Source organism: Paracoccus methylarcula, from assembly GCF_003007735.2.
Lineage (GTDB): Bacteria > Pseudomonadota > Alphaproteobacteria > Rhodobacterales > Rhodobacteraceae > Paracoccus > Paracoccus methylarcula.
This window is the reverse complement of the sequence record NZ_PXNQ02000001.1, coordinates 272,624-285,253: the sequence shown is the minus strand read 5'-3', so window position 1 is coordinate 285,253 and position 12,630 is coordinate 272,624. Positions and strand designations below refer to the sequence as shown.

General features: G+C 54.7%; 11 protein-coding genes. 7 read left to right on the top strand and 4 right to left on the bottom strand.

Translation table 11 applies throughout. The annotated features are described in order from the left end of the window. Positions 1 to 8 precede the first annotated feature (8 nt). The 4 genes from A7A09_RS01295 to A7A09_RS01280 form a co-directional block, all read right to left on the bottom strand. The gene (locus A7A09_RS01295) at positions 9 to 389 is read right to left on the bottom strand and encodes a hypothetical protein (RefSeq protein ID WP_106689593.1); all 381 of its coding nucleotides are present in this window, start codon (positions 387 to 389) and stop codon (positions 9 to 11) included. Beyond that, positions 350 to 766 carry a hypothetical protein gene (locus A7A09_RS20475; RefSeq protein WP_148043598.1) on the bottom strand — a complete coding sequence of 139 codons (417 nt, stop codon included), beginning with the start codon at positions 764 to 766 and terminating at the stop codon, positions 350 to 352. The genes A7A09_RS01295 and A7A09_RS20475 overlap by 40 nt, the downstream gene beginning before the upstream one ends. Before the next feature lie 134 nt (positions 767 to 900). After that, positions 901 to 1,299 (bottom strand): hypothetical protein, encoded by a 399-nt coding sequence (locus tag A7A09_RS01285; RefSeq protein ID WP_106689589.1) that lies wholly within the window; start codon positions 1,297 to 1,299, stop codon positions 901 to 903. Between the two features lie 43 nt (positions 1,300 to 1,342). Next, entirely contained in the window at positions 1,343 to 1,726 is a 384-nt protein-coding gene (locus A7A09_RS01280) for a hypothetical protein (protein WP_106689587.1), read from the bottom strand. Positions 1,727 to 1,816: 90 nt separating this feature from the next. Here A7A09_RS01280 and A7A09_RS01275 point away from each other — a divergent pair, with 90 nt between their 5' ends. The 7 genes from A7A09_RS01275 to A7A09_RS01245 all read left to right on the top strand — a co-directional run bounded on the left by A7A09_RS01275 (position 1,817) and on the right by A7A09_RS01245 (position 12,611). Further along, positions 1,817 to 2,074: a helix-turn-helix domain-containing protein gene (locus A7A09_RS01275; protein WP_106689585.1), complete on the top strand. Its 258-nt coding sequence runs from the start codon at positions 1,817 to 1,819 to the stop codon at positions 2,072 to 2,074. A gap of 506 nt (positions 2,075 to 2,580) precedes the next feature. After that, complete coding sequence (locus tag A7A09_RS01270; protein WP_106689583.1) at positions 2,581 to 4,395, top strand: McrB family protein; 1,815 nt, start codon at positions 2,581 to 2,583, stop codon at positions 4,393 to 4,395. After that, positions 4,395 to 5,639, top strand: coding sequence for an McrC family protein (locus A7A09_RS01265; protein WP_106689581.1), 1,245 nt, complete (start codon positions 4,395 to 4,397; stop codon positions 5,637 to 5,639). The genes A7A09_RS01270 and A7A09_RS01265 overlap by 1 nt, the downstream gene beginning before the upstream one ends. An 89-nt stretch (positions 5,640 to 5,728) precedes the next feature. Next, positions 5,729 to 6,052, top strand: a complete 324-nt coding sequence (locus tag A7A09_RS01260) for a hypothetical protein (protein WP_106689579.1) — start codon at positions 5,729 to 5,731, stop codon at positions 6,050 to 6,052. Between the two features lie 354 nt (positions 6,053 to 6,406). Continuing rightward, positions 6,407 to 9,862: a type I restriction-modification system endonuclease gene (hsdR, locus tag A7A09_RS01255; RefSeq protein ID WP_245999069.1), complete on the top strand. Its 3,456-nt coding sequence runs from the start codon at positions 6,407 to 6,409 to the stop codon at positions 9,860 to 9,862. After that, positions 9,859 to 11,334, top strand: coding sequence for a class I SAM-dependent DNA methyltransferase (locus tag A7A09_RS01250; RefSeq protein WP_106689577.1), 1,476 nt, complete (start codon positions 9,859 to 9,861; stop codon positions 11,332 to 11,334). Before hsdR ends, A7A09_RS01250 begins: the two co-directional genes overlap by 4 nt. Next, positions 11,331 to 12,611 (top strand): restriction endonuclease subunit S, encoded by a 1,281-nt coding sequence (locus A7A09_RS01245; protein WP_106689575.1) that lies wholly within the window; start codon positions 11,331 to 11,333, stop codon positions 12,609 to 12,611. Before A7A09_RS01250 ends, A7A09_RS01245 begins: the two co-directional genes overlap by 4 nt. The last annotated feature ends 19 nt before the right edge of the window (positions 12,612 to 12,630 follow it).

The window sequence follows — 12,630 nt, the reverse complement described above, 5'->3', positions numbered from 1 at the left end:
TACCCGACCTATTTCGCGCACTGCCGATCATCTGGAATCCTATCGCCCTGAGCGAAACAACGCAGGGCAGCCTGATCACGCGGCAATCCGCGCAGAATCTGTTCGATCCCGACATGCGGGATCGTGAGGTCATGAATAATGAACCCGCGATCGTCAGTCGACCACCATTCGACCCTCTCCCTTCGTTTGACTTCTATCTCCCCGTGGTTGGGCCAGCGAGCTGCGTTCCCTCCGGTATGCAGATCCCGCAAATAGCGATGCGTATCTAACTGGTAGGCGTCCGCGAACTCCGGAAAAACCGGGTTGCCGAAAACAGGGTCAACGATCAAAGCGAGAAAATCATCATCTTCTATATCAAGTGCGATTTCAAATACTTCGCGCTTGGCCACGATGCCCCTGCCGAAATGCCGGCATAGATAGGAAAGAAAACATGCGGATCCAAACCGTCTGGCAGGGTGATTGCGATATTTCGGCCCTTGTCAGTTGTCACGACGGATGGAAATTCACGCCCGTGATCGGACTGTACATGAGAGCGGAATTCACCTTCGTGTCGAAGGTATCCTTGGGCTTCCAGCAAACGGAAATCTTCGAAAGGTACCGCCCCATTGTATTCGAACTCGAACTGTGCTCGCAGCACCCTGTCGTGCACGATATGTTCGAAGCTTTGGCGGCAGGCCGGATCTTCGAAGTATGTATCAAGCAGTTGGGGACGCAATTTGATTGGAGCGAGATCATACAGGATCAGAAAATCGGTGGATCGGTCCATGACGTGTTACCTTCGTAGGCCTCTGCATCTGGCCAGACAGTGCCCGCAGGCGGATGCAAGGCAGATACTCACACAGATTATCCATTTTTTAGATAATTCGGCAAGGCCCATACTCCCTTCCGATCGGCGGGGTATCATGAAGATGGATAGTCAGGAATCTCTCGCATCAGTTCATCGAACCGTTCGCCTAGTTCCACAACCGTCACACCTAGTCTGGCCGCCCAACCCTCGATTTCTCCGCCATGGCGCGTGCGCGAAAAATAGTCGACCAACCAATTTGAGACCGCTTGCAACTCATCTTCGCTTGGCAGTTCACCGCGACGGGCAATAATCTCGTTAAAGCGATCTGTGACAAGCATCTGTCGCTGCGCGCGTTCCAGCAGGGTTTTCCGTGCCATAGTCAATGTTGCGCCAAGGAATTCCCGGTCAGACTTGGGACCATGAAGCAGGAAGAAGCCATTTGGCTCGATTTCGATGGCACCGTGGGTTTGTGCCGCCAAGAGTTGAAGGTCGATTATCTCGTCATCGGTCATCGCAATTACCCTTCAGCCCCGATTTCGAAGCACGTTCCGGCATTCACTCCCGTTCGGATTCCTCGACGGCCCAGCCACTCGATACTTCAAACACCCTTGCCTCGACATCCTTGATCGGCGAAACAGGTAACTCATTACCGTTAATCGCGAATGCGCGAAGGTCGTAAACGCATAGCCAGCCTCGATCATCGCTGTTCTTTTCGCAAGACGTCAGGTCAACCTCGTGGCTGACACTTGCAAAGCCCCATTCAACACCGGGGACATTCTCCTCAGATCCATACTCGTCGATCAGATTTGCTCGCCATTCTTCTTGTCGGCTCTCATATGCCTCCTCGATATCGGCGGCGGTCGGTCCATCGTCACCACATCCTGATAGTGACAGTAGCGCAAGCACTGCTATTGAACTGATCTTCCCAAAGTAATGCATGAATCCTCTCCGTTGAAGTACAGTAATTATCTAAATTTTAGATTATCTGACAAGTAGATTATCGCCGCCGCGCAGGGGGATCGCGGCGACGTGGCCAAAACAATCAGAAGCAGCGGTCATGAGGCGCTATGCCGAGCTCTCATCGACGCAAGACAAGCGGCAGGTTTGACGCAGACCGAATTGGCTCAACGCCTTCGGTGTCATCAGTCATTGGTGGCGCGCATCGAAAGCGGCGAGCGCCGAATCGATGTGGTGGAGCTTGTCGTGCTATCCCGTGCTCTTGGGGCTGACGCCGGTGAGGTGTTGCGTCAAGTTGAAATGGGTACCGAGCCAGATCATCGGGTCTGATAACAGCCATGCTAGTGGGAACATCCCCGCTGTGTGTCATAACCCTTTGTCAGTGGAAGATTTTACGAGCAAACAACCCTTGAACTGCTATACATGCCGCCGCAGTGCAGGTGTAGGGAGCGGTATGGTGGGAATTTCGCCGCCGCCAGCAGGTGCGGCATCTCGGCCGGGGTCAGGTAATCCCGGCCGCGCCGAACCGCATAGACCGGTTCTTTGTCGTCACTCTTAGCAAAAGGCCGGTTGGGATGCGGGTCGCTCATGCCATGCCAGCTGGACTGCCTCCGTCAGCTCTTAACGAAACGAACCTCCTGTAAAGAGTTTACGCCCTGTTCAACCTACCGCGAAACGTCACGGATGACGAACCTTGAGGCAGTGAAAGTTAGCGCCACTTCTCAAAGGCGTAGATTTTTCAGCGAGATCAAGAGGGTGGTGCAGAAGCGGGATTGCCGGCCTCGCCCTGGCACTCGTATGCTGAGGCAATCGCCGCTTTTGCACTGGGATTTACCATGGCTCGATACAATCCAAGCGCCGACCTTTCGCCGCTTTATGAAACGATGGATCGCCTTCGCACCGATTGTCTGATCAATGATGGATCGCTTCTATCACCAGGGCGGTCGCTTTGGACCGCTGATAACTTTGCCGGGCTCCAGCAAACCTATGTCCAAAACCTTGACGCCGGCGACGGAAATTTTTTCGAGAAACTCAAAGCTCAGCTTTCTGATTCCACGAGCGATGGCCGCTGTCTGATGGCCGAGTTGATCTGGTTACTCTACGCGTTCCAGCGCTCTGATGTCGCCCCCTCAACCAAAGATCAAAAGGTTCGTGAAGTCTGGTCATGGTCCGGTGGAGAACTGCCGCCAGAGGTTGCGGCACTTACCGACCCAATACTTCAAGGCGTCGGGCGCGCCGGACAGGGATATAATAACAATAAATGGCGCGAACTCGTCCTGTTGATAACGGCCATGCAGGATCTGAAAGCGAAACCCGAGAACGAGCGTCGTCATTTAGTCTCTGACGGAGAAGCATTCGCTTCATGGATGGACGTGCATGTCGAAGGTGATAACCGTCAATTGCGGCACATCCTGCCGTTTCTATTTTTCCCTGACGACTATGAGCGCATCAGTGCTGCATCGAATAAGCGTGACATCCTTGTAGGCTTTGGCGCAGCTTCGCCGGCGGAAGTGCGAACCATGAGTTTTATCGAGCTCGATGCGGCGCTCGTAACACTGCGAAAGGAACTTGAGGCAAAACATGGTTCGCGGGTCGATTTTTACGAAGGGGATTTCAGGACCGTCTGGCAGAAACCGAAAAAGAAAAAGAAAACTTCTGCACAGGAAACGAACGAGGATGAGGTCGTTCCACCCCGGACCGACCATGAATTGAATACGATTTTCTACGGCCCACCAGGTACAGGAAAAACATTCAGCACCGCGAGACGTGCTGTCGAGATTTGTCTGGGGCGGGCGTCGGAAGACCCGATCGCTATGCGTCAAGCATACAACCAATTGGTCGAGGACGAACGCATCGGCTTCGTCACTTTCCATCAGAGCTATACCTATGAGGACTTTGTCGAGGGACTGCGACCTCGCCCGATGGCGTCAGGCGCGGGTTTCACCCTGGAGCCGGAAGCCGGAATCTTCAAAATAATGGCAGAGCGTGCGTCGGAACAACAAGGCAATCATGTTCTCATCATCGACGAAATCAACCGCGCGAACATTTCCAAGGTCTTGGGCGAACTCATCACGCTGCTCGAGAGCGATAAGAGAATGGGGGCATCAGCAGCGACAACGGTGACATTGCCTTATTCGAAATCGGCCTTTTGCTTGCCGCGAAACCTTTACATCCTTGGCACCATGAATACCGCGGATCGCTCGATCTCGTTGCTGGATACTGCGTTACGACGCCGATTCGTCTTTGAAGAGCTGCCACCTGATATGTCGATGCTCTTGGATATCGAACTCGATGACAGTGCGCTCGATCTGGCGGCCGTCCTAACAAGCATCAACCAGCGGCTGATTTATTTCCTCGGTGAGGACGCTCAGATTGGCCACGCATGGTTTATGGAGGTGAAGACGAAAGCCGATCTCGACCGGATCATGGCCTTCAAGGTCATCCCTCTGCTGCGCGAGTATTTTCATGATGATCTCGAACGAGTACGGATCGTTCTGGGAGGTGGCGACGGATTTCTATCACGGTCGCAGCTGCCTGTCCCCAGCGGGGCAGAAGGTTATGCGGAGGATCGGTATCGTTATTCGGACATTTATCGCGAAGAGGGGGCCTATCCGGAAGAAGCTTACATCATGCTTCTGGGTCGATCCTGATGTGGCCTGGCCGTCACCACTATACGGTGCCGGAATGGTCGTTCCTGCCCGTCGGACCCGAGGGCATAACTGAACTACAGGCCGAGCAACTCCATCTTGCTGCGATTTCAGCGGCCAGACGACTTGGTGTTCCCGAAAACGGTGTATTGGCGAGGGGCTTCCGGCGGTTGGAAACACGGCAAGTCTGCGGGATCATCGCTGCGCCGGGGATCTCTCTAGAAATCCTGCCCAAGCTGAAGGATGACGATGGCGCGTTGCGCGCGACCCTAATCCGGATGCTGACCTTGGCTTTTGATGTTCCGCTTTCGGAGGGCCAAATTACTGGCTTGAGCACACAGGACAACGATCTCCTTGAAGTATTCATCGACTTGTTTGTGACGCGTCTCGCGCAACAGGTGCAGACTGGACTCATGCGGGCTTATGTCCCGAAAGAGGAATTGTTGCCCAAATTGCGTGGGAATCTTGATCTGCGGCAACAGATACTGCGCCGTGCGATTGATCCTTCCCGGCTGCATTGCCGTTTCGAAGAATTTTCCGAGAACACGCCTTTGAACCGCCTGTTCAAGACGTGCCTTTTGCACGTCGGTTCCTTCGCGCGGACTGAACCACTTCGTCGGCGTATTACCAGCCTAACGGAACGGTTTGCGGGAATCCCGCAAAGTCGCGCACCGTTAAAGGAGCGGATCGTCTGGAATAGGTTGAATGAACGCTTCCGCGACACTCATACTTTGGCACGCATGTTGCTTGAGGCGGTGTGGCAAAATACGACATACGGCACCTTCACTGGGGTGGCCCTGTTGTTTCCAATGAACCTGTTGTTCGAGCGCTATGTATCGCGCTGGCTGCAAAGGGTGCTGCCTGCAGGAACGGTGTCGGTGCAGCGCCGGACGTACACATTGCTGCAGCACGGGGCTTATCCATTGATCCCCGACATCGTGATCGAAACCGATGCCGGACCGCTGATCGTTGATACCAAGTGGAAGGATCTTGGCGACCCAATCGGATCAGTCTCCAAAGTCAGCCAAGCCGACCTCTATCAGCTCGCATCCTATGGAGCGGTTTATGACGCCAGCCGCGTCATACTTCTGTATCCAGGAACTGCACAGGATCGGCAGCCAACGGTGTGGCAATATACAGCCACAGATCGACAGATAGAAATTTGGCTCGTCGATTTGCGGGCCACTCAGAACAGGAAGGATTGGGAAATGCTCGCGCGACAGCTCGTCACGCAAAATTATAAGTAAGAATTGTCAGCACAGATACTTTACAAAACACGTGTTCTGTAAAGGGATTTTGCATCCCAGAATGCAATCAGGACCAGGGAGAGACCGATATGAATTTGCTGGAATTCGCGCGACACCTACCGGAAGAGTTCAGCGAGGCGGAATTCATCAACGCACTGCGCGAGGTGATCAATCTGGACGAAATCCGGCATCTGAGTGATGCGGAATGCCAGAGCCTGTTCGATGCCGTCACTTTCCTCGCTGATTACCTGATCCTGCTGCGGGAATTCTACCGGCAGGCGAAAACCAGAGGTGGCCATCCGGTTCTCGATTACCGCGGCCCGATGATCTGGAACCAATTGACCCGGGTGCCAGGCGAAAAGCCGGATTTCAGCCAGTTGACAAGCTTTGGCGTCGGCGAAGATCCTGCGTAACGGTGAACTCGGTGAGAGACCGGTTGCTGTAGCCCCAGGTCGATGTCCCGCCTGCCGCGTCATCTTGATCCCGCGACGCGGTCCTCGCATCCGATGCAACCCATGACGACCGGGCGGTCACCATCTACCGGCTGGCTCAGCGTGTTTCATCTGCGTCCTCCCAGCTCTCGTCCATGAAGGCCTTTCTCTCTGAAGGGGAGAACCTCGCCCGAAAACCTTCCGCCTCGGCACGTTTCTGGAGTTGGCGCACCCGAATCCGCAAATCATCCGCGTGGTGCGTCACCGCGGGCTTGTCGTTCCGATTATCTTACTCCATGCGGCCACCTTCATTCTCAAATCGGTCCAGAGTATATTATGATCCGCGGAACGCTTTCTGCAAAGCGCCGCGACGAAGATCCAAGTTATTGCTCCACTATCTCGTTGCATTTGCAGGATAACAAACGCAACAATTGCATTATGGGACAGTCGGTCGGTAATTTCGGTTTCCTGGATCACCTCGATGGCGAGCTCGCCAATCTGGGGCGATTGGCCGAGAGTTATTTTCAGGACGATCCGAGTACGAGCATCATAAAACTCAGGCAGTTTGCCGAACGCCTCACGCAGCGACATGCTGCGCTTGTCGGGATAGAGCAGCAACATTTTGGCAGCCAATCCGACCTTCTACGACGGCTAAAATATGAGCGGGCGGTCCCAGAGCAGGTTCTGGATGTCCTTCACTATATCCGCAAGCGGGGAAATACGGCGGTTCACGAAGGAAAGGGCAATCATCGGGATGCGCTCACCTGTCTCAAGATGTCCGTGCAGCTTGGTGTTTGGCATGTTCGTGCGAGCACCCCGGACCATGAGTTCTCGACAGGGCCTTTCATTCCACCGCAACCGCCATCCGACAGCAACACGGAATTGCAGCAAGAGCTGGACCGTCTTCGCGCCGAGCGAAATGAGGCTCTGACAGCAGCGCAAAAGGCCGAGGAAGAGCGGCAGCAGGCCATTCTCGCGGCAGAAACGGCCGAGGCGCGGCATCGGCGGGAGGTCGAAGAACGCAAAACCTGGGAAGCGCTCGCTCAGGACGCAGATCGTCAACTTCAGCAATTCGTCTCCAAGGCGCAGCATCAGGCCCCGGCATTTAAGGCATCAATAGCGAAAGCCGGTCATGATGCGGCCAATGTCATCAATCCGGATGAACAGGCGACCCGTGCGTTGATTGATCAGCAGCTCCGGGACAGTGGATGGGAAGCCAACAGCACCGACATTAGACACAGCAAGGGGGTTCGGCCGGCCAAGGGACGCAATCTGGCAATTGCCGAATGGCCGACAGCATCCGGTCCAGCGGATTATGCGCTTTTCGCGGGAGAGACCTGCGTCGGCATCGTCGAGGCCAAGCGGTACCGCAAGAATGTTTCAGCAGCTATCGACCAAGCCGAAAGATATTCCAAGGGTTTTGAGTGGCCGTCAAATTCAGATAGCTGGGACAATGGCTATTCGGTGCCCTTCGTATTTGCCACCAACGGGCGGCCCTATCTGAAGCAAGTCGAAACAGAGAGCGGCATCTGGTTTCGCGATGTCCGGCGCGCGCACAATCTCCGGCGTGCCGTAGTCAGCTGGTTCAGGCCCGAAGAGTTGCTGTCAATGCTTGAGGTCGAAAAGGAAAAAGCGCAAGCTGCCCTGAAAGCGCGACCTTTCGATTTCGGCTTTCAACTGCGCCCATATCAAAGGGCAGCAATTGAAGCCGTAGAACAGACCCTTTCCACCGAAAAGCGGGAAATGCTGGTGGCGATGGCCACCGGTACCGGCAAGACCAAACTCGCCATCGCGATGCTCTACCGCTTGCTGGCAACGAAAAGATTCCGCCGTATCTGCTTTGTCGTGGACCGCTCGGCCCTCGGCACACAGACCAGCGATGAATTCATGAGCACCGCGATTGAAGGACCGAAAACCTTCGGCCAGTTATTCGGCATCATGGGGCTGGAGGATATCAAACCCGATCCGGAAACCCGCTTTCACATCTGCACCATTCAGGGGCTGGTGAAACGGGTCCTCTATAATAACGATCCCGCCGATGTGCCGCCAATCGGTCAATATGATCTGATGGTGATTGATGAATGTCACCGAGGCTATCTGCTGGACCGGGAAATGTCGGATGCGGAACTGAGCTTTCGGAATCAGGAAGATTATATCTCCAAATATCGGCGTGTCCTTGAGTATTTCGACGCGGTCAAGATCGGCCTCACGGCAACGCCTGCACTGCACACCTCGCAGATTTTCGGTGATCCGATTTATACCTACAGCTACCGCGAAGCAGTCATAGATGGCTGGCTGATCGACCACGAACCTCCGGTCCGCTTCCTAACGGTTCTAGCCAAAGCAGGGATTACGTTTGACGCAGGTGAGGATATCGAGTTGCTGGACAGCCAGACAGGGGAAGTCCAGACGGCACCTGCTCCGGATGAACTGAATTTTCAGGTCGAATCCTTCAATCGCAAAGTCATCACGCAATCATTCAATCAGGTGGTCGCCGAAGAGCTCGCCAAGCACATTGATCCGGGTCTTGAAGGCAAAACCCTGATCTTCGCCGCGACCGACGCGCATGCCGATATCGTCGTAAACGAGTTGAAAAAAGCCTTTGCCGCACAATATGGATCAATTGAGGATTCCGCCATCCGCAAGATCACCGGGAGCGTCGACAAGGTCGGCACCCTGATCCGGTCATTCCGTAATGATGCCTTTCCCCAGATCGCCGTGACCGTCGATTTGCTTACCACGGGCATCGACGTGCCGAAAATCACCAATCTCGTCTTCATCCGCCGCGTCAACAGCCGCATCCTTTATGAGCAGATGCTAGGCCGCGCGACCCGCCGTTGTGACGATATCGGCAAGGAAGTGTTCCGCATTTTCGATGCCGTCGATCTGTATGCCACGCTACAGGACCTGACGCAGATGAAACCGGTCGCCAGCAATCCGAAGCTGACATTTGAGCAGCTTTTCGACGAGTTGGCGACCGTGACCGAGGAAGATCAACAGGCTTTGATCCGCGATCAAATCCTTGCCAAGTTGCACCGGAAATTACGGAAACTGCCAAGCAAGGTAGCGCAATCCATTGAAGACCTGACCGGCGAAACCGCCGAGCAACTGCGCGACCATCTCAAGAATGCGTCGCCCGGGAATGCGGCAGCACATGCCAGAAAATTCAGGGAATTGGGGAAAATCCTCGACTGGAACCCCGATGGCTCGGGACCGAACCTCCTGCCGATTTCACATCACGAAGATAGCATGCATGCCATCACCACCGGTTATGGCGAGCACGATAAACCCGAGGACTTCCTCGAAACCTTTACCTCATTCGTCAAAGAAAACCAGAATCGCATTGCCGCGCTTTCCGTTGTGGTCCAAAGGCCGCGTGATCTGACCCGCGCCGAACTGCGCAGCCTGCGCCTTGAACTCGACAAACTGGGCTTTTCCGAAACCAGCTTGCGCCGCGCATGGAACGACGCCTCGAATGAAGATATCGCCGCCTCGATCATCGGTTTCATCCGTCAAGCCGCACTTGGCGATGCTTTGATTCCGTTCGAAACCCGCGTGCAAAACGCCACCAAAGCTATACTGGCGAAGGCAAAATGGACCGACCCGCAGAAACAATGGCTGCGCCGGATCGCCGATCAGATCACACAGGAAATCGTGCTCGACCGCGCCTCTATCGACGAAGGCACCTTCAGGCATCACGGGGGCTTTAACCGGCTCAACAAGGTGTTTAACGGTCAGCTGGAAACCATCCTGCACGACTTCAACGAAGAACTCTGGAAAGTGAGCGCATGAATCCGAATACCGCCGATATCGTTAACAAGCTCTGGCGCGAATGCAAAACCCTGCAATCTGCAGGCGTTTCCTATGCGAACTACGTGAATGAGCTGACATATCTGCTGTTTCTCAAGATGCTGGAGGAAACCCAGCAGGAACACCGCCTGTCGAACGGCCATAGCTGGCGCAAGCTGGCCACCACCGAGGGTGGCGAACAACTGGAATATTACAAGACCATGCTGTTGGAGCTCGGCAATCCCAGGAAGACACAAGATCCGGTGACGCTCGCGATCTTTACCGATGCGACGACCCACATTCGCCTGCCCAAAGACCTCAAGATTCTGACCACCAATATCGACAAGCTCGACTGGTTTTCCGCGCGTGAGGATGGGCTGGGCGATATGTATGAAGGGCTGCTGGAAAAGACCACCTCGGCCACGAAATCAAAGGCGGGTCAGTATTTCACCCCACGCGCATTGATCGACAGCATCATTCGCCTGATCAAACCGCAACCGGGCAAGGTCATTCAGGACCCTGCCGCCGGAACCGCAGGTTTTTTGATCGCCGCTGACCAATATATCAAAGCCGCCACCGACGATCTGTTCAAACTGCCGGACAGCCAAGGAGATTTTCAGCGAAAACAAGCGTTCAGGGGGCATGAATGGGTGCCGGACACGCACCGCCTCTGCGTCATGAATATGCTGCTCCACGGCATTGAAAGCCTTGTCGGCTGCGAGGATAGCTGCTCCCCGTCAGGCGAAAGCCTCGGCCGCGCCGATGTGATCCTGACCAATCCGCCTTTCAACAAGATGTCGGGCAATGTGAACCGCCCCGATTTCACCCTGACAGCGGGCGAACGTGTCGGCCCGATGCCGTTTCTCGAACACGCCATCCGTATGCTGAAGCCGGGCGGACGCTGTGCCATTGTCATGCCCGACAATATCCTGTTCGGCGACGGTACCGGGACCGAGTTGCGCCGTTTCCTGATGGTAAACTGCAACCTGCACACCATCCTGCGCCTGCCCACCGGGATTTTCTATGCCCAGGGCGTCAAGACGAATGTGCTGTTCTTCACCCGCGTGACGGATAAGGTCTATCCCGCCAATCACAGCACGCAGGCGACTGAAGCTGTCTGGTTCTATGACCTGCGCACCAACATGCCCTCTTTCGGCAAAACCAACGCTTTGACGGCGGCGCATTTCGAGGAATTCGAAACGCTGTTCGGCCCCGATCCCCTGGGCGGGTCAGAGCGTGAGGATCAGGGAGAGGCCAGCCGCTGGCGCAAGCTGACCCGCGAACAGATCGCAGAGCGTGGCGACAACCTCGACTGGACATGGCTGCGCGACGAAAGCGGCGATCCCGAGGATGAGATGACCGAACCCGACGAGATCGCCGCCACGATCATGGGCCATTTGCGGGCGGCGCTGGAGGAGATTGAGGCGCTGAGTGAGGAACTCGACCCCACGCCGGTCGTGGAGGCGGCGGAATGAGGGAGTTGCCGTCGGGGTGGGTTTCGGCGAGGCTCGCAGATTTTTGCGAAGTGTATCAGCCGCCTACTATCTCAAAATCACAGCTCTCTTCGAATGGTCTCTACCCAGTATACGGCGCGAATGGCGTGATTGGTCGATATGACGAATACAATCACGAAGATTCGCAGCTTTTAATTACTTGCCGTGGTGCAACCTGTGGGTCAGTCAACATATCCGAACCGAAGTCATGGATTAACGGCAATGCAATGGTCGTTCAGCCCAATAAAAACTGTGCCGAGCTAAAGTTTGCAGAGTACTTTTTTCGTGGTGCCGCAGACTATTCAGCGATCATCTCAGGATCAGCACAACCTCAGATAACACGACAGACACTCGCTCCCACATTATTCCCCCTTCCCCCACTCCCCGAGCAGAGGCGGATTGTGCGGAAGCTTGACACCCTCACCGCCCGCACCACCACCGCCCGAACCCACCTCACCGCTATCAAAAAGCTGGTGGAGCGGTATAAGAATCGTATGATTGTGAAGGCTTACTCCGGGAGATTAACTCGGCCTGATAGAGAATATGTTGCGAGCGACAAGGAAGGGCTTTGGGATATTCCAGATCAATGGCAGTGGCAAACTATTGGAGATGTAGCAGAGATTCAGCCATGTTTGACGCCCGTTTCCGAAATTCAGGATCTGCCGCACATCGCCCCTGATAACATCGAGAAGAATACTGGAAAGCTGCTTGATTACCGAACGATTGGCGAAGATGGTGTCATCAGTGCTAAGCATAAATTTTTCAAAGGCCAGATAGTATACTCAAAAATCCGCCCATATCTACGTAAAGCGGTACTGTCGGTTTTTGACGGAGCATGCAGCGCGGATATGTACCCTATATCGGTAAAATCAAACTGCGCTCTCAAGTATCTGTTTTATTGGCTTTTAAGTGAAGATTTTTCTTACTTTACTTCGCTCAGCGATGGAAGGACCGTCCTTCCCAAGATCAACATGAAGCAACTAAACGCAGCCCCAGTCCCTTGGTGCGAAATCGACGAACAACACGAAATTGTCCGCCGGATCGAAACCGCCTTCGCCAAGATCGACCGTCTTGCCGCGGAGGCAAAAAAAGCCCTGAAACACACCGACCGCCTCGATCAGCGCATTCTGGCCAAAGCCTTCGCCGGTGAACTTGTCCCCCAAGATCCGAATGACGAACCCGCCGAAATCCTCCTTGCCCGCATCCGCGCAGAACGCGCCGCACCCAAAGCTCGACGCGGCAGAGAGACCCGTAAATGACTTACGTTATAAATTCTGG

Coding starts and splice junctions, on each gene's coding strand:
- A7A09_RS01285 (WP_106689589.1), bottom strand. CDS start 1,299: ATGACCGATGACGAGATAATCGACCTTCAACTCTTGGCGGCACAAACC.
- A7A09_RS01245 (WP_106689575.1), top strand. CDS start 11,331: ATGAGGGAGTTGCCGTCGGGGTGGGTTTCGGCGAGGCTCGCAGATTTT.
- A7A09_RS01250 (WP_106689577.1), top strand. CDS start 9,859: ATGAATCCGAATACCGCCGATATCGTTAACAAGCTCTGGCGCGAATGC.
- A7A09_RS01280 (WP_106689587.1), bottom strand. CDS start 1,726: ATGCATTACTTTGGGAAGATCAGTTCAATAGCAGTGCTTGCGCTACTG.
- A7A09_RS01270 (WP_106689583.1), top strand. CDS start 2,581: ATGGCTCGATACAATCCAAGCGCCGACCTTTCGCCGCTTTATGAAACG.
- hsdR (WP_245999069.1), top strand. CDS start 6,407: ATGATCCGCGGAACGCTTTCTGCAAAGCGCCGCGACGAAGATCCAAGT.
- A7A09_RS20475 (WP_148043598.1), bottom strand. CDS start 766: ATGGACCGATCCACCGATTTTCTGATCCTGTATGATCTCGCTCCAATC.
- A7A09_RS01265 (WP_106689581.1), top strand. CDS start 4,395: ATGTGGCCTGGCCGTCACCACTATACGGTGCCGGAATGGTCGTTCCTG.
- A7A09_RS01260 (WP_106689579.1), top strand. CDS start 5,729: ATGAATTTGCTGGAATTCGCGCGACACCTACCGGAAGAGTTCAGCGAG.